Source organism: Weissella ceti, assembly GCF_018394055.1.
Classification (GTDB): domain Bacteria; phylum Bacillota; class Bacilli; order Lactobacillales; family Lactobacillaceae; genus Weissella; species Weissella ceti.
Genome location: NZ_CP074441.1, coordinates 1069748 through 1088187, shown reverse-complemented (window position 1 = coordinate 1088187; position 18440 = coordinate 1069748). Strand labels below are relative to the sequence as shown.

Annotated in this window: 15 protein-coding genes; 13 read left to right on the top strand and 2 right to left on the bottom strand. The window is 40.9% G+C overall.

Annotated elements, in window-relative coordinates; all coding sequences use genetic code 11:
- The first annotated feature begins 20 nt into the window (after positions 1-20).
- The 4 genes from KHQ31_RS05645 (at position 21) to lepA (ending at position 4709) form a co-directional block, all read left to right on the top strand.
- Positions 21-266 (top strand): hypothetical protein, encoded by a 246-nt coding sequence (locus KHQ31_RS05645; protein ID WP_213408634.1) that lies wholly within the window; start codon positions 21-23, stop codon positions 264-266.
- A 106-nt stretch (positions 267-372) separates the two neighbouring features.
- Positions 373-1383 (top strand): type I glyceraldehyde-3-phosphate dehydrogenase, encoded by a 1011-nt coding sequence (gap, locus tag KHQ31_RS05640; protein ID WP_213408633.1) that lies wholly within the window; start codon positions 373-375, stop codon positions 1381-1383.
- Positions 1384-1490: 107 nt separating this feature from the next.
- Complete coding sequence (locus KHQ31_RS05635) at positions 1491-2717, top strand: phosphoglycerate kinase (RefSeq protein ID WP_213408632.1); 1227 nt, start codon at positions 1491-1493, stop codon at positions 2715-2717.
- A 165-nt stretch (positions 2718-2882) separates the two neighbouring features.
- Positions 2883-4709 (top strand): translation elongation factor 4, encoded by a 1827-nt coding sequence (lepA, locus tag KHQ31_RS05630; protein WP_213408631.1) that lies wholly within the window; start codon positions 2883-2885, stop codon positions 4707-4709.
- Positions 4710-4864: 155 nt separating this feature from the next.
- On the opposite strand, the gene KHQ31_RS05625 is transcribed toward lepA, so the two are convergent.
- Positions 4865-5107 carry a type B 50S ribosomal protein L31 gene (locus KHQ31_RS05625; RefSeq protein WP_213408630.1) on the bottom strand — a complete coding sequence of 81 codons (243 nt, stop codon included), beginning with the start codon at positions 5105-5107 and terminating at the stop codon, positions 4865-4867.
- A 259-nt stretch (positions 5108-5366) separates the two neighbouring features.
- Between KHQ31_RS05625 and KHQ31_RS05620 the strand changes: the two genes are divergently transcribed.
- The 8 genes from KHQ31_RS05620 to KHQ31_RS05585 all read left to right on the top strand — a co-directional run bounded on the left by KHQ31_RS05620 (position 5367) and on the right by KHQ31_RS05585 (position 15753).
- A complete protein-coding gene (locus KHQ31_RS05620) occupies positions 5367-6746 on the top strand; it encodes an amino acid permease (RefSeq protein WP_213408629.1) in 1380 nt (459 codons plus the stop codon).
- Between the two features lie 402 nt (positions 6747-7148).
- On the top strand, positions 7149-8510 hold the full coding sequence (locus KHQ31_RS05615; protein WP_213408628.1) for a Na+/H+ antiporter NhaC family protein: 1362 nt from the start codon (positions 7149-7151) through the stop codon (positions 8508-8510).
- Between the two features lie 665 nt (positions 8511-9175).
- Positions 9176-9553 (top strand): EbsA family protein, encoded by a 378-nt coding sequence (locus KHQ31_RS05610; RefSeq protein WP_213408627.1) that lies wholly within the window; start codon positions 9176-9178, stop codon positions 9551-9553.
- A gap of 14 nt (positions 9554-9567) precedes the next feature.
- The gene (locus KHQ31_RS05605; protein WP_213408626.1) at positions 9568-10488 is read left to right on the top strand and encodes an RluA family pseudouridine synthase; all 921 of its coding nucleotides are present in this window, start codon (positions 9568-9570) and stop codon (positions 10486-10488) included.
- Positions 10489-10641: 153 nt separating this feature from the next.
- A complete protein-coding gene (pyrR, locus tag KHQ31_RS05600) occupies positions 10642-11160 on the top strand; it encodes a bifunctional pyr operon transcriptional regulator/uracil phosphoribosyltransferase PyrR (protein WP_213408625.1) in 519 nt (172 codons plus the stop codon).
- Positions 11161-11210: 50 nt separating this feature from the next.
- The gene (locus KHQ31_RS05595; RefSeq protein WP_213408624.1) at positions 11211-12296 is read left to right on the top strand and encodes a carbamoyl phosphate synthase small subunit; all 1086 of its coding nucleotides are present in this window, start codon (positions 11211-11213) and stop codon (positions 12294-12296) included.
- Positions 12293-14761, top strand: coding sequence for an ATP-binding protein (locus tag KHQ31_RS05590; protein ID WP_213408623.1), 2469 nt, complete (start codon positions 12293-12295; stop codon positions 14759-14761). The genes KHQ31_RS05595 and KHQ31_RS05590 overlap by 4 nt, the downstream gene beginning before the upstream one ends.
- Positions 14762-14835: 74 nt before the next feature.
- Positions 14836-15753 carry a peptidylprolyl isomerase gene (locus KHQ31_RS05585; RefSeq protein ID WP_213408622.1) on the top strand — a complete coding sequence of 306 codons (918 nt, stop codon included), beginning with the start codon at positions 14836-14838 and terminating at the stop codon, positions 15751-15753.
- A 217-nt stretch (positions 15754-15970) separates the two neighbouring features.
- Here KHQ31_RS05585 and KHQ31_RS05580 read toward each other — a convergent pair whose 3' ends face one another.
- The gene (locus tag KHQ31_RS05580) at positions 15971-16816 is read right to left on the bottom strand and encodes a metallophosphoesterase family protein (protein ID WP_213408621.1); all 846 of its coding nucleotides are present in this window, start codon (positions 16814-16816) and stop codon (positions 15971-15973) included.
- A 279-nt stretch (positions 16817-17095) separates the two neighbouring features.
- On the opposite strand from KHQ31_RS05580, the gene purB reads away from it, so the two are divergent.
- Complete coding sequence (gene purB, locus KHQ31_RS05575; RefSeq protein ID WP_213408620.1) at positions 17096-18391, top strand: adenylosuccinate lyase; 1296 nt, start codon at positions 17096-17098, stop codon at positions 18389-18391.
- Positions 18392-18440: the final 49 nt, after the last annotated feature.

Here is an 18440-nt window from a genome sequence, read left to right as displayed (position 1 = left end):
ACTAATAAAAGAGGTGTGTTATGCAAGGGATGTTAGGTTTTACCATTATGTTTGTCGCTATTTTAGGAATTATTGTTGTATCTAAGTTAATTGTTACAAGTATTGGTATGTTCGTTTACCGTTTAGGATTTGCAGCATATTATTTTGTGAAAAATGAAGATGTTAATTATAAAATTTTGATCTTAAAAGGGGACATTGTCCGTCCTATGGAACATGCACAAATTATGAGTTTTTCACAAGTTCGTCATATGAACAAAAGCGCATAAGGTTTTGCTTGATAGCGTTTGCGAAACTTTGCGCAAAGTCGTATAATAAGACTTGTAAAAAGCTGCAATGTATTTTGCGAATTATTTTCTGGAGGAATCATTCATAATGACTGTTAAGATTGGTATTAATGGATTTGGACGTATTGGACGTTTGGCATTCCGTCGTATTCTTGAATTGAAGGATACTGCTGAAAGCATCGAAGTTGTTGCGATTAACGACTTGACTAACCCTGCTATGTTGGCATACTTGCTAAAGTATGACTCAACTCACGGGACTTTGGATGCAGAAGTTACTGCAGACGAAGATGGAATCATCGTTGACGGAAAGAAGATTCGTGTATACGCAGAACGTAACGCCGCTGACTTGAAGTGGGTTGAAAACGATTCTGTTGAATTGGTACTTGAAGCTACTGGATTCTACACTTCAAAGGAAAAGTCACAAGCTCACTTGGACGCTGGAGCAAAGAAGGTTTTGATCTCAGCCCCTGCTGGTGACATGCCAACAGTTGTCTACGGTGTTAACCAAGACATCTTGAAGCCAGAAGACAACATTGTTTCTGCTGGTTCATGTACTACACAATCATTGGCTCCTTTGGCTAATGCATTGAACAAGGAATTTGGAATTGAAGTTGGTACGATGACTACTATCCACGCCTACACTTCAACACAAATGATCTTGGACGGACCTAAGGGTTCAAAGCCTCGTAACAACCGTACTGCGGGTGTTAACACTATCCCTCACTCAACTGGAGCAGCCAAGGCTATCGGTCTTGTTGTCCCTGAATTGAAGGGTAAGTTGAACGGACACGCACAACGTGTGCAAGTTGTTGACGGTTCAATCACTGAATTGACAACTATCTTGTCAACTAAGGTTACTGCTGAAGAAGTTAACGCTGCTGTTAAGAAGTACGTTGACGATTCATTTGGATGGAACGAAGACGAAATCGTTTCTTCAGACATCATCGGTGACACACACGGTTCAATGTTCGACCCAACTTTGACTGAAGTTGTTACTGCAGGAGACCACCAATTGGTTAAGACTGCTGCTTGGTACGACAACGAATACGGTTTCACTTCAAACATGATCCGTACTTTGTTGCACTTGGCAAAGCTTTAATAATCGGTTCGGTTATTAATTTTAAACAGGTGGTTTGGTGAAAACTAGATCACCTGTTTTTTTATTCACAGAAATAACATATCTTAAAAAGAAAGAAGGACTTAACCATGTCAAAGCTAGCTGTTAACAACTTGGATTTGCAAGGTAAGAAAGTATTGATGCGTGTTGACTTCAACGTGCCATTGAAGGAAGAAGAAGGAGAAATGGTTGTTGGTAACGATAACCGTATCGTAGCCGCATTGCCAACAATTAAGTACGTGTTGGAAAATGGTGGACGTCCAGTTATCTTCTCTCACTTGGGACGTATCAAGTCAAACGATGACAAGAAGAAGCTTTCAATGAAGCCGGTAGCACAACGTTTGGCTGACTTGCTAGGACAAGCTGTTACTTTCGTACCAGCTGTTGAAGGACCTGAATTGGAAGAAGCTATCAATGGATTGGCTGACGGACAAGTTCTTGTATTCGAAAACACTCGTTTTGCTGACGTTGATGCAGAAGGAAACGAAGTTAAGCGCGAATCAAAGAACGATCCTGCATTGGGTAAGTACTGGGCATCACTTGGTGATGTTTTTGTTAACGACGCCTTTGGAACTGCGCACCGTGCGCACGCTTCTAACGTTGGTATCGCTTCAAACATCGAACAAGCTGCTGCTGGGTTCTTGATGGAAAAGGAAATCAAGTTCTTGGGAGAAGCTGTTAACGCTCCTGAACGTCCATTCGTTGCCATCATTGGTGGAGCGAAGGTTTCAGACAAGATCGAAATCGTAGAAAACCTATTGCACAAGGCTGATAAGGTAATTATCGGTGGTGGAATGGCCTACACATTCGACGTTGCCATGGGTAAGACTATTGGTAACTCATTGGTTGAAATGGACAAGGTTGAATTGGCTAAGAAGTTGATCGCCGAATCTGGAGACAAGTTAGTATTGCCAGTTGACGCTATTGCTGCAGACGCATTCTCAAACGATGCTGACACATACGTAGCTACTGACGGTATCAAGGATGGATACATGGGACTAGACATCGGTCCTGCATCTATCGAATTGTTCGATTCTGTTCTTGCAGATGCTAAGACTGTTGTTTGGAACGGACCTATGGGTGTGTTCGAAATGCCTAACTTCGCTAAGGGAACTCTATCAATTGGTGAACAATTGGTTAAGGTTACTGAAGCAAACAACGCAACGACAATCGTTGGTGGTGGTGACTCAACTGCTGCTGTTCAACAATTGGGTGTTGCTGACAAGCTATCACACATCTCTACTGGTGGTGGAGCTTCTCTTGAATACCTTGAAGGTAAGGAATTGCCAGGAATCGCTGCGATTTCAGACAAGTAATCTAACCTGATAAGGTTTCTGAGTAATCAGATATCTAGAAAAGGACTTGGAATTAATTTCCAAGTCCTTTTTTCGTGCTCTTTTAATTGAATACATTACAAAAGGTCAATATCCCTGTATAATAAAAACGACAAAAGAAATTAACAAGAGAAAGTGAGCGCAAAGATGGATTTAGAAGAAATGCAAGCGCGCCAATCTCATATCCGTAACTTTAGTATCGTTGCCCACATTGATCACGGTAAGTCTACTATTTCAGACCGTATCCTAGAAGCAACTCACACTGTTACTGAGCGAGAGATGCAAAACCAACTATTAGATACAATGGAACTTGAACGTGAACGTGGTATCACAATCAAGATGAACGCCGTTGAAGTACATTACAAGGCCGATAACGGCGAAACATACATCTTCCACTTGGTAGATACACCTGGACACGTCGACTTCTCTTATGAAGTGTCACGTTCATTGGCTGCAGCCGATGGTGCTATCTTGGTCGTTGACGCGGCACAAGGGGTTGAAGCACAAACTTTGGCGAACGTTTACTTGGCAATGGAAAATGATTTGGAAATCATCCCTTTGATTAACAAGATTGATTTGCCAGCCGCTGAACCAGAACGTGTGCGTGAAGAAATTGAAGAAGTTATCGGAATTGATGCAGAACAAGCGGTGCTTGCATCTGCTAAGCAAGGAATTGGTATTCACGAATTGCTAGAACAAATCGTGGAAACTGTTCCAGCTCCGGATGGGGAACTAGACGCACCATTGAAGGCTTTGATTTTCGATTCAACTTATGACTCATACAAGGGTGTTATCTTGACTGTCCGTGTTCGTGACGGTGTTGTGAAGCCTGGAGATAAGATTCGTTTCATGAACTCAGGAGCTGAATATGAAGTGACTGAAGTGGGAGTGAACTCACCACAACCAATCAAGCGTGAAGCCTTGATGGCAGGGGACATTGGATATGTTGCTGCGTCAATCAAGAACATCCGTGACGCGCGACCTGGTGACACAATTACATTGGTTTCTAACCCAGCTGATGAAGCATTGCCTGGTTACCAACCAATGACACCAATGGTGTACTCAGGATTGTACCCAACTGATAACGCACGTTACAATGACTTGCGTGAAGCATTGGAAAAGCTACAATTGAACGACGCATCATTGGAATTTGAACCAGAAACATCACAAGCCTTGGGATTTGGTTTCCGTACTGGATTCTTGGGATTGTTGCACATGGACGTTATCCAAGAACGTTTGGAACGTGAATTTGATTTGGAATTGATTACAACTGCACCATCTGTAACGTACTATGCATACACAGCAGATGGCGAAAAGGTTGAAGTTTTGAATCCGGCTGATATGCCAGATCCAAGCGAAATCAAGTCTATCGAAGAACCATTTGTATTGGCTCAAATTATGGTGCCAAATGATTATGTTGGGGCAGTTATGGAATTGGCACAACGTAAGCGTGGAGAATTCGAAACAATGGAATACTTGGACGAAACACGTGTTAACGTGAAGTACCACATTCCATTGTCAGAAATCATCTTTGACTTCTTCGACAAGTTGAAGTCATCAACACGTGGATATGCTTCATTGGACTACGAAATTGAAGGGTACCGCCAATCTGACCTTGTTAAGATCGATATCTTGATGAACTCAGAAAAGGTCGATGCCTTGAGCTTTATCGTTGCCCGTGAATTTGCCCAAGAACGTGGACGTATTATCACAAAGAAGTTGAAGGAAATTATCCCTCGTCGTAACTTCGAAGTGCCAATTCAAGCTGCAATTGGATCAAAGATTATCGCCCGTTCAACAATCAAAGCTTACCGTAAGGACGTTACGTCTAAGATTCACACAGGTGATCCGGACCGTCGTGCTAAGTTGTTGGATAAGCAAAAGCGTGGTAAGAAGCGTATGAAGTCTGTTGGAACTGTTGAAGTGCCACAAGAAGCCTTTATGTCTGTTTTGAACACGGATGATGAAGACTAAGACTGATTAATCATGAAATAAATAAAAGCCGATAGGGTGTCTATGATGATATCTTATCGGCTTTTTTGTATTTCAATTTAGATAAATATTCCGAAAAAAGAGCAAAAAAAAACGATGCACGAGGCATCGCTTTTTTTGTACTGAGAAAAGTATAATTACTTCAAACCGTACTTCTTGTTGAACTTGTCGACAGCACCGTCTGCAGTAGTAAACTTTTGCTTACCAGTGTAGAATGGGTGTGAGTCTGAAGTAACTTCAACACGAATCATTGGGTAAGTAGCACCTTCAAATTCGATTGTTTCTGATGATGTACGAGTTGAACCAGTCAAGAACTTCTTACCAGTAGTTGAGTCAACGAATACAACTTGTTGGTATTGTGGTTGAATATCTGCTTGCATTATATAATCTCCTTATCGCCCTAACACTTTCTGTGCTAGAGTCAGTTTATTAACTGAACCAATATACCATAAATAACAAACTTTGTGTAGTATTTGAGCATGATAAAAACAATTATTTCTATTAAATCAACCGGTTTTAATCTTTAATTCTGTATATAAAAATGAATATTACAGAAAAAGTGTATATTATATAAAAGTTTTTGCATTTTTATTCATTTTAATGCTATACTGATGCATGGATTAAAACGAGGTGATAAATATGAATGAAAATAAAAATGAACCGACTGAGTTGGCTCGCGGGCTAAGTCGTCGACATGTACAAATGATGGCCATTGGAGGAACAATCGGAACAGGTTTATTCCTAGGGGCAGGGGATACAATTAGTTTAACAGGACCTGCTGTTCTGGCGATTTATGCTGTAACTGGCTTGATGTTGTTCTTAATGATGCGTGCAGTAGGAGAAATGTTGTATGTAGATCCTGACCGTAGCTCATTTGTGAGTGTCGTATCTAAATATATTGGACCAGGAGCGGGACACTTTGTTGGGTGGTCTTATTGGATCACTTTGATTTTGCCAGCCATGGCAGAATTAACAGCGATTGCGATTTACATCCGTTATTGGTTCCCTAGTTTAGCAATTTGGGAAATTGAATTGGGTGTGATGGCGATTTTGATTTTGCTAAATCTCACTGCCGTTAAGTACTTTGGTGAAGCGGAATTCTGGTTCTCATCAATTAAGATCATTGCGATCCTAGCCATTTTGTTTGCCGGAGTCGTTATGATGTTAACTGGCTTCCAAACATCTGGCCCACATGGTGGCGCTGTGTCGTTTGCTAACTTGGGAATCGATTTTAGTTGGTTCCCTAATGGTGGTGGTGCCTTTCTACAAGCCTTTCCGATGGTATTCTTCTCATTCGTTGGAATTGAATTCGTAGGCTTGATGTCTGCGGAAACGAAGAATCCGCGTGATGTGATTCCAAAGGTGATCAACACAGTACCATTCCGTATTTTGTTCTTCTACATTGGTGCATTAGCAATGATTATGGCGATTTACAACTGGCGCTATATTCCAACAAATGAAAGTCCGTTTGTTATGGTCTTCCAATTAGTTGGTTTGCCAATTGGAGCCGCTGTTATGAATTTCGTTGTGTTAACAGCAGCGTTGTCAGCCTTGAATACACTAATCTATTCAGCCGGGCGTGACGTGTATGCATTGTCACAAGAGCACGATGGTCGTGTTGAAAACTACTTCGCGAAGTTATCACACAATGCTATTCCAGCGCGAGCCATTCTATGGTCAGCCGGTTTAATTGCTTTAACACCTGTAATTAGTGCCTTGCCAATGTTGGAATCAAGTTTTGGTTTCTTTGCATCAGCAACTGCGGCGATTACAGTCGTGATTTATTTGATGATTATGATTGCACATCGTAAGTTCCGTAAGAGTGAAGACTTTATGCCAGATGGTTTTACAATGCCTTGGTTTAAAATTACGAGTCCGTTAACGATTATTTTCTTTATTTTCATTTTTGCAACATTGTTCCTAACAACAAATGATCGATATGCCGCATTAGGCGGGCTTACATGGTGTATTATCTTTGGGTTTATTAGCTACCGTTTTTATGCTAAAAAGGTGGGATAAAAAGTTTTTTCTGAGAAAAAGTAAGTTATTTTCGTTTTTTGATTGACTTTTGTTTTGCGAGTGGTTATGCTTAGACTCATCCAGTAGAGATATGTATTGTACGTAAGAGAAACCGTGGTCGCTGTGAACGGTGCAGGTACATATCTTGAACTATTAACAATTGTATACGACTAGAGGTGTTGTCTTTTTTAGGCAGCATGAACTTGGGTGGTACCACGAAACTAATTATTTCGTCCCAACTGTGCACATTAGTGCGCGGTTGGGACTTTTTTATTTTTCAAGACAGAAATGAGGCAAGCTGATGGGATATACAAACTAAGCCATGCTGGTGGCAAAATTCGTTATCGAATAGAACCAGTGAACATTTAATAACACATATTTGATAATGAATTGGAGAAACTCATGAATAAAGTTGAACAACCACGTTTTGTGGCCGCACTAAGCCTATTGCTTAGCTTAGTAGTAATTTTCGCTGTAAGTATTATTGGATTTGGTCTACCACCATTTATTCCACTAATTATCAGTATTGCCGTTGTTATGGGATTTGGTCGTTTCCATAAGTTTTCATTTAATGACATTCAAGACCAAATGTTGTCAGGTCTTAAAACCGGACTAGCACCATTATTCTTGTTCTTACTAATCGGAATGTTAATCGCGTTGTGGATGGCAACGAATGTTATCCCAACAATGTTGTGGGCTGGATTTAGCGTTGCGAATGCACAATGGTTCTTGCCAACAACATTGTTATTGATGGCAATGGTTGGAACAATGATTGGATCAGCGTTCACAAGTATTGCAACGGTTGGAGTTGCTTTAATGGGAATTGGTCTAACGCTTGGATTCTCACCAGAATTACTTGCTGGGGCAATTATTTCAGGAGCTATCTTTGGGGACAAGAGCTCACCCTTGTCAGACTCAACAAACTTAGCATCATCAATCGCAGAAACAGATTTGTTTGCGCACATTAAGAATCTAATGTGGACAACAATTCCAGCGCTTGTTGCTAGTTTAGTTCTATTTGCTATCTTGGGAATGAACCATACAGCGGGAACAGATGTAGCTGGCTTGAACGAACTGCGCTCATTAATGTCACCAACATGGTTTGCGATTGTACCACTAGTACTATTGGTTGCGATGACAATCAAGCGCATTCCGGCGATTGTGACTTTGCTGGTTAACATTTTGCTAACAGCCAGTGTGTTCTTGATGAACCACACACCAATGGCATTGAATGATCTATTGCTAACAGGATTTAAGACAGACAGTTCAAACGAATTAGTACAAGCATTGTTCAACCGTGGTGGAATGATGTCAATGATGCCAACAGTTATTATTATTATGTTGGCTTTGTCACTAGGTGGTTTGTTGACAGAACAAAAGATTCTACAAAGTGTTATGGCGCCATTGGTATCACGTATTAAGACAGGTGCTGGTGTCGTTACTGGAACATTGTTCACTGGAATCTTAGCCAACTTCATGATCGGAGAACAATACCTTGCAACAATCTTGCCTGGTCAATTGTGGAAGGATAGTTTTGATCGTGTAAAGCTATCTCGTTTGGCCCTTGGACGCTCATTAGAAGACTCAGGGACAGTATTCAACTACCTTGTTCCTTGGGGAGTGGCTGGTAGTTTTGCCGCCCAAACACTAGGGGTTACTGTTTGGGCCGTGGCACCATTTGTATTCTTCGCATGGTTGTCACCAGTGTTCTCATTCGTCTCTGCATGGACTGGAATCGGCCTAAAGCGTGTCGAATCTAACTAATGTCAGATTATTAAAATAATAAATATCTATAACTAACGCGTTTGCCTAAGCAAGCGCGTTTTTTTGTGCAGGAATTAAGCATACGTAGAATAGTAAAAGAGAGATGATGTTAAATAAATGGTATAAAGAGGCAACGTTTAACGTGAAAAATTATAAAATTAAAAAGACTCAACCAGGAATGGTTGAGCCTTTTAGATTAAAGATTATATTACTTACGTAGATGATCTTTAATAGCGTTGTATGGGTCGGAAATAACCAAGCCAAGTACAACAGTATAAAGTGTATCGAACATTTAAGAGGTAACCTCCTAACCGTGCCTTTTATGGTCATAGCACGATTGTTATTGTAGCATGGTTATTCAGTTTGAATGCACAAAAAAAGCGTTTGACCGACCAAAGTCAAACGCTTAAAGTCAAAAAGGTTACCCCGTTTGACACACTTTATATAAATATTGTCCCATCGTCATGAGAGTTTGTCAATTATTCGAATACGCACGAGAGGTAATGAAATTAGTGACCCGATATAAAGCTTTATAAATTGAGCGATTTAGATCATTGTTAAAATAATAAATATCTATAACTAACGCGTTTGCCTAAGCAAGCGCGTTTTTTGCTACTTCTGATATGGTATACTGAAATAATAATAAATTGAGTGAGGCGATAAGCATGAAAGGTTTTTATCAAACAGCTGGACTAGTAGGCTGGGTATTTTGGACATGGCTATTGATGATACCAGTATTTGGTATGATTATGTGGCTAGAAGTTAGTCATTTGAATGTATATGCAATTGGTGCTTTCATCTTGTTCGTCGTACTAGTCGTGTACATTTTTGGACGTCAACGCATTACAGTTGAAACAGATGGTTTGCGTTTCCGTAAACTAGCTAGTATTCATAGTGACTACATTACCTTTGATGAAATGTCACAAATTCAATTTTCAAAACGTACAATGATGTTTAGTGTACGTGGTGAGCAATATAACTATTGGTTCTCATCAAACATCCTAACCGAATTAAAGCAACGTTTTTCAACGTTACACAAATAGAAAGAGATAATATCGTGCCAGAAAAGACATTAGTTATTACAGAAGAAACAGGACGTCTAGATAAGGTTCTTGCGGAACACTTTGAAGATCTAACACGTTCTCAAGTTGGAACTCTTAATACGGATGGAAACATCTTAGTTAATGGTGAGAACAAGAAGCAAAAGTACTCAGTGAAGCCAGGGGATGAAATTGTGATTACAATTCCAGATCCAGTGGAATTGAGTATCGAAGCTGAAAATATTCCCATTGAAATTGTCTACGAAGATGATGATGTGATTGTTGTAAACAAGCCACAAGGAATGGTTGTGCACCCAGCATTGGGACACCCATCCGGAACACTGGTTAACGCATTGATGTACCACACAACACTATCAAGTATTAATGGTGTGATCCGTCCAGGTATCGTGCACCGTATCGACAAGGATACTTCTGGTCTATTGATGGTTGCTAAGAACGATGCGGCACACGAAGCATTGTCAGCGCAATTGAAGGACAAGAAGAACTTGCGTCAATACTACGCATTGGTTCACGGTGAATTCGTTGAAAATTCAGGAACAATCAAGGCACCAATTGGGCGTTCAAAGGCTGACCGTAAGAAGCAAGGTGTTGTGGCTGATGGACGTGAAGCAATTTCGCACTTTGAAGTGGTAGAACGTTTCGTTGGTTACACATTGTTGAAGGTTACTTTGGAAACTGGACGTACACACCAAATTCGTGTGCACATGCAATACATTAACCACCCAGTGGCGGGTGATCCATTATACGGACCAAGCAAGACATTGAAGGGGAACGGACAATTCTTGCACGCAGCCACTCTTGGCTTGACTCAACCTACAACTGGGGAAGAATTAGAATTCTCAGTACCTGTCCCAGAAATCTTTGAAAAGACATTGGCTGAATTGCCACGTTATGCTGAAACTGACGTAGAAGATTAATTTGTTTCTGCATCGTTTCATGTTAAAATTTAGTTAGTTCTTCTTAAATTCAACCTGTGAGTTGAGCAGAAGATAACGCCAAATTAGTAAGCAACCAAAGCGTTATCTGCATTTTTTCAGATAGCGCTTTTTTATATACCTAGGAGAAAAATCATGACTAAAGAAATCGTTGACGCAATGGCCATGCAACGTGCATTGACACGTATTACGTACGAAATTATTGAAAAGAACAAAGGTGTTAATAACCTAGTGATTGTTGGGATTAAGACCCGTGGTGTATTCATTGGACAACATGTTGCCAAGCGTCTAAAGCAATTAGAAAACGTTGATATTCCAGTTGGAGAATTGGATATTTCGGCTTATCGTGACGATTATGATGCAACAGTTGGTGAAGCCAACAAGCAAGAATTGAACGTTAACATCGATGGTAAGCGTGTTATCTTGGTCGATGATGTTTTGTACACAGGACGTACAATTCGTGCGGCATTGGATGCTTTGATGGATAATGGACGTCCAGCTGTTGTTAACTTAGCTGTACTAGTTGATCGTGGTCATCGTGAACTACCTGTTCGCGCCGATTTCGTTGGGAAGAACATCCCCACATCAGCCACAGAACGTATCAAGGTTAACGTGAAGGAAGTTGACGGCTATGATGCCGTTGAAATCCGTTAATTACCAGGTATAGAAAGGACGTAACATTGGGAGATGTTACGAACGGTATCATGGCAAAACGATATTTAATTTTACAAGACGGAACGGTATTTGAAGGAGTAGCTTTTGGTGCACCCACAAGCGCGTCAGGAGAAATCTTTTTCCACACGGCGATGACGGGTTACCAAGAGATCATGACCAATCCAATTTATCATAACCAAATTGTGGCTTTTACAATGCCAACAATTGGTGCGGCCGGGATTAACCACCGTGCCGACGAAGCTATCGGACCAATGGTTAAGGGAATTGTGGTCCGTTCTTTAGCAGAAGTTTCAACGAACCGTTTACGTTCAATGAGTTTACATGAATTTTTGAAGCGTCATAATATTCCAGGAATTGCCCAAGTGGATACACGAGCTCTAACTCGTCATCTACGAGAAAGTGGCGCACAAAAAGCATCAATTGTAGATAATGCCGATGAACATGCATTTGATCAATTACGCGCGATGGTGTTAACGAGTCAACAAATCCAACAAACATCGACGCCGCGTGCGTATGTTAATCCAGGTCGTAAGACTAATGTTATTGTGATTGATTTTGGTTTGAAGAGTGGTATTTTGCGTCTATTAAACGATTACGATGCGAACGTTACGGTCTTACCATATAACGCAACGAGTGATGATGTATCTAACTTGGATCCTGACGGGATCGTGTTCTCATCTGGACCTGGTGATCCACACGTTGTACCCGAAAGCATCTTGGCGTTGATTCGTGAATTCCAAGAAAAGGTACCATTGTTTGGAATTGGCTTGGGACATGAATTGTTTGCGTTAGCGAATGGGGTTTCTTTGTCACGTATGGCAAGCGAACATCATGGGATGAACCACCCAATTCGAGAACAAATTTCGAACCAAATTATGTATGCAACGCAAGCAGAAGGGTACCAAGTGGATCCGGCTAGCTTGAGAGGTAAGAACATGATCGTAACCCACGTTGATTTGACTGATGGGTCAATTCAAGGATTGCGGCACCGTGACTATCCGGCCTTTAGTGTGCAATTCTTTCCAGACACAGCGCCAGGACCTGCGGAAGCGGTCCAACCGTTTGATGACTTCATGGAAGTGGTTACTGACCGACGAGGAGGTTACCGTATATGAGCGAACGTATTCTACTAATTGGTAGTTCCGCGGATGGATTTGGACGTGCCACTGAAAGTGACATGGCCAGCTATGAAATGATTGATGAACTATTACGTCGTGAATGCAGCGTGCTGTATGTGGATGATAATCCGTATAGTTTTGCGGCAACACATCCAGGCATTAAGTTCATTGTGTCTGAATTAACAACTGAAAAATTAGTTAAGATCATTATTGAAGAAGCAATCACTGCCATTGCGCCAACCGTTGGGGGGATGACGGCAATTAACCTAGCGACTGACTTAGTTGAAGTGTTAGGGGAACAAAGCCCACGTATCTTAGGACCTTCTTTGGCCGTAATGGAAGCAGCCCAAAATTCTAAATACTTGCAAGAACGTTTGGCGAAGTTAGGTTTGCCATACATCCAAACGCGCATTGCGAGTACGCAGTCAGAAGTATTTGACGTTGCGCGAGAACTAGACTTTCCCGTTGTTGTCCGCCCTGTGGCATCACGTGGAGTTAGCACACGTCTGCAAGCCGAAGATGCGGCAGAGCTAGATCAAGTAGCTGCGGTTTGTTTGGAGCAATCACTAACGCATCAAGTAAGTATTGATAAAAGTATTTACGGTTACCGTGAAATTGACTTGTTGGTGATGCGTGATGAACGTGACACAACCTTGTTAATTGGTGGCATGGAAGATCTTGACCCATTTGGGATTCATTCAGGAGATTCAATTGCAATTACGCCGGTTCAAACATTGTCTGATCCAGCATTCCAAACATTACGTGAGGCTGCCTTTAAGGTTGCACGTGGGTTTGACGTTGAAGGAATTCTAGAAGTTCGTTTTGCGATTCAACCGGAAGAAGATGAATACGTGATTACACGTGTGATTCCTTTCTTTGCACGCAAGACATCGATTATTACCGCTGCGACGGGGTACCCACTAATTCCAGTTATGACTGGTGTAATGATGGGTGAACGTCTAGACAAGATTCGAATTTCTGACGTTTATGCAGAACATACTGCCTTGTTAGAGCCAACCATGGATCACGTTGCGGTTCGTTTCCCAGCGTTCGCTTTCCGTGAATTGGAAAATGCCAATGTGCTAACAGCAAATCGTTTGGATACAATTCAAAAGTCTGTTGGAACAACCATCGGGGTGGGACGTAGTGTAGAAGAAGCCTTAGAAAAGGCGATTCGTGCGGCACACTTCAATAACTTGAGTTTTTCACCAACGTTGATGAATGCGCTGACTGATAACCAAATTATTGAACAATTGCTACATCCCCGTGATAACCGTGTTCTTCTATTACTAGAAGCGATTCGTCGTGGTTATACCGTTGATGAATTGGTTGAGCTAACAAAGATTGATGCATTCTACTTCTATAAACTAGAAAATATCATGAAGTTAGAACAAACTATTCCACAACAACCATGGGATACAGAAATGTTACGTACGGCGAAATACTACGGGCTATCTGATGGGTTAGTTGCCCGTTTGTGGGATGCTGACTATGAAGATGTGCGTCGTTTCCGTTTAGAAAACGAAATTCTACCAACTTATAAAGCATTTGAGCCATCAGCTGGAGAATTTGAAGAAGCAGTGACGCAATATTACTCAACATTCGAATTTGAAAACGAGAGTGAACAGTTGGGGGATGACAGTGCATTAATTATCGGAACTGGAGCCTTCCGCCTTGGGGATGGCGGGGCTTCATCATACGTGATGGCATCCGTAGCGGATGAAATTAAGCGTCAAGGTATCAAAACAATTTTGATGAATAACAACCCGCATGACTTAATGTTTATGCCGGAATTAAGCGACAAACGTTATTTTGAACCTTTGGAAATCTCTGACATTATGAATGTGGTCGACATTGAAAAGCCTACGCGTGTCTTTGTACCTGGTAATCGCATGAAGTTGATTCAAAGTTTGCAAGAAGCTGGCTTGAATGTGCAAGTTATCCCGCGCAATAAGTATTTGACGACAACTTTGCCGGTTGAGGCCGAAAAGCACTTGTTGAATTACTTCTACGATGGGAAGCAATTGTACCCAATCGGTGTTAGTCGCCAAACCAATGCACATATTGTGATGGATCCAGCTGACCAACATCTGGTTTCAGAAATGCCAATTCCGGATGTAGATTTAATTGCTCCAGGACTGTACCAAGGTGAAGTTACTGACTTTAATGACTGCACAGCGTTAACTAAGGATGGTATTCTACCAATGCCATTTACGCATGTTGCTTTCTTAGAAAAGGTAACTGGTGTTGGCTTTATGCGTCTATCAGTTCGTGCAATGCTTGATCAAATGACTGCAGAAGACTTGGCATTGTTAGCCAAGTTACCAGCAGTCGACTGGCAACACGCGGGTGGTAAGTTGACCTATGAAGACGAAGAAATGAAAGTCCATTTCCAATTGCAACATGCATTAGATAATGGGCGCTTTGGCCTAGGGGCACGTTATGAAGTTTTTGATGCGTGACATTTAGGTGTACAGAGTTAAAATATGATACACTGTAACAATAACTAAGTAAGAGAAAAGAGGCTGAATTAGCTATGTGGAAGAAATTTATTGCGGTAGTCGTCGTATTGGGTGCGGGAGTAGGACTTGCTGTATGGGGATCTGCTGGTCAAACTAGTATCGCGACAACTAAGGATGGACAAGTAAGTGAAGCTGCGTTCTACGACAATATCAAGAACACACCTACTGGCCAAAAGGCATTGTCAGATATGATCGTTATTGAAGTGTTGGAAAAGGCTTACGGTAAGGATGTTTCTGATAAGGACGTTAACAAGAAGTACGATGAAGAACGTAAGAACATGGGAGACATGTTTGAACAACAACTACAATCAGCTGGAATGACAGCTGACATGTTCAAGTCAGCCGTTAAGCTACAAATGTTGAAGGAAGCTGCTGTAGCGGCTAACACTGACGTTTCAGATAAGACTTTGAAGGCTGATTATGACAACTTTACGCCTAACGTAAACGTTTCTGTAATCAACGTAGAAAAGAAGGAAGATGCCGAAAAGATCATCAAGAAGCTTGATGACAAGGGTAACTTCGCTGAAATCGCTAAGAAGGAATCAAAGAGTGCAGAAGCAGCTGAAGGTGGAAAGATGGAAGCCTTTAACTCATACACAACGACACAAGAAAAGGACTTTAACGAAGCAGCCTTTGCTTTGAAGAAGGACGAATACACAAAGAAGCCTGTTAAGACAGCTACTGGATATGCGGTTATCAAGATGAACTCACGTGACGACAAGAAGTCATTTGAAGACGTTAAGGACCAAATGAAGGATGGTAAGATCAAGGCAGCCCAAGCAGACAAGAACACTGTTGATGCGATTGTTGGTGAAGAATTGGGTAAGGCAGAAGTTAACATCAAGGACAAGGACTTGAAGAACGTTTTGAGCACATACACTCAAGCTGCTGCAACTAAGAAGGCTGATGAAGCTAAGGCTAAGTCAAAGTAATTTTAGTTAAATAAAAGCATCTCCTAGGAGATGCACATAAAACCTCGTCAGTTGGTCGATATGATCAATTAACGAGGTTTTATTTTATGTTTAATTAATTTAAAACATTAAAGATAGCGAGATTATTGATAGATTAAGTGATGTGCATAATAATCTGCCACGACTTCCATGTATTGATGGTTCTCAAAACGTACATATTCTTAAGAAAGACATCCTTTTATTTCAGTGCGTTAAGAATATCTTGAAACATTTCCTTGAACTCATTCGCCTCATTTACAGATTGCAACAATTCTTTGTCTTGAGTAGGGCTTATTCCTTGATTCAGAAGGCGATCATACAAATCAATGTAAGGTAATGCTTCTTGCTCAGACTTTAAAATTTCGGCTTTGATATCATACGCAACTTTTTTGAAGTGAATGTCTTTAATTCCTGTGTCATCAATATCTAAAATAGTATATTGCGCACGACGATCTTTATTCAGACTCGCATGTTTAAAAAAGGGTTCGCCAATAGACCCGGGATTAAGGATTAGTTGATCGTTTTGTGTATATCTGAACAATTGATGGTGCGTGTGTGCATAAATCGCAACATCCACACTCTCGTTTTCGAATAAAGGTTCGAAATTATCAGTCGGTGAGGTAGGGACAAGTTTTGGGCCGCCGTTATTAGCTTTTTCATTATGTGATAGTGTGAAATTTAAATGATGGATAGTTTTATTTGTCTGGATAGGGGCACCTCGAATGATTGAAATATATTGATCGTTTAGTTTTTCAGATAGATACTTTGACAGTAACCCCATATAAACATCAGAAGGATCATCACTGTTGTACTGATCAGGATGGTCAACTATTTTCAATAAAACATCGTCCCAATTTCCACGTAGCAATACTGTAGTGTTAATTTCTTCTAACAAGGGGATCAAATCATTTCCTGCAGGTCCAGGTAAAAATAAGTCACCTAAAAACCACGTTTCTGAAACATTTTCTGATTTAATGTCGTCAATGACTGCCTCAAAAGCAGTTTGGTTACCATGGATATCTGAGATTACAGCTATTTTAGTCAATTGTTGTTCCTCCTAGTGTTTTATAGGGCTATACATATTAATAATAGATAAACTTACTTAAAATGTAAACGTTTACAATGTGGTGGCGCCGTTTTAATTAAACAAAACAAAAAAATAGAATGTTCGTGTTTTGAGGTCATAGAAAAGATTTAATTTCAGATTAAATTCGGTTTTATTGCAAAAGTTAATCGTTTAACCTATTCATTAACGTAGAAAGCGTGTATAATTATGTTTATCAATAAAGAATGTTCGTATTTTGAAAGAGACAGGTGATTAAGGATGATTGAACGTTATACACGACCAGCCATGCGCGCAGTATGGTCTCAAGAAAACCAATACCAAAGTTGGTTAGATGTTGAAATCGCAGTAACAGCCGGTTGGGTTGTTGAAGGTATGATTCCCGAAGCTGATTTGATCAAAATTCGTGAAAATGCAAAGTTTGATGCAGAACGTATTGCAGAAATTGAAGCCGAAACACGTCATGATGTTGTGGCCTTTACACGTAACGTCTCTGAATCATTGGGTGACGAACGTAAGTGGATTCACTATGGTTTGACATCAACTGACGTTGTTGACACTGCACAAGCGCTACGTTTGCGTCAAGCTAACGACATCATCAAGGCTGACCTTGTTGCATACCGTGATGCATTGGCAAAGATTGCTTTGGCCTACAAGGACACTGTAATGATGGGACGTACACACGGTGTGCACGCTGAACCAACAACATTTGGTTTGGTAATGGCTCGTTTCTACCAAGCAGCTGTTCGTAACATTGAACGTTTTGAACGTGTTGCTAATTCAGTTGAAACTGGTAAGTTGTCTGGTGCTGTGGGAACATTTGCCAATGTGCCACCACACGTTGAAGAAGTTGCGATGGCTGAACTTGGTTTGACACCAGAACCAATTGGTTCACAAGTCTTGCCTCGTGACCTACATGCTGACTACCTATCAACAATTGCCGTTATCGGAACAACAATTGAAGAATTGGCCGTTGAAATTCGTGGACTACAACGTTCAGAAATTCATGAAGTTGAAGAAGGTTTTGCTGGTGGACAAAAGGGATCATCAGCAATGCCACACAAGCGTAATCCAATCGGTTCAGAAAACGTGGTTGGATTGTCACGTGTCCTACGTGGTTACTCAGTAACTGCAATGGAAAACGTCCCATTGTGGCACGAACGTGATATTTCACACTCAAGTGCTGAACGTATCATTTTGCCAGATGCAACAAGTGTCTTGGACTACATGTTGAACCGTATGACAAACATTTTGAACAACTTACAAGTATTCCCTGACACAATGCGTGCCAACATGGATCGTACTTATGGATTGATCTACTCACAACGTTTGTTGTTGAAGTTGGTTGATAAGGGTATGTCACGTGAAGGCGCATACGATACGGTCCAACCGTTGACTGCACGTTCATGGGACGAACAACTACAATTCAAGGATTTGGTCGAAGCAAACGACACAATCACTGAACGTCTGACTCAAGATGAAATCGATGAAGCCTTTGATTACAACTGGCACTTGAAGCATGTGGACGATATTTTTGCCCGCTTGAACTTAATTTAATAATTTGAAAAGACTGCGAATGAAAACGCAGTCTTTTTTGTTTGGTATC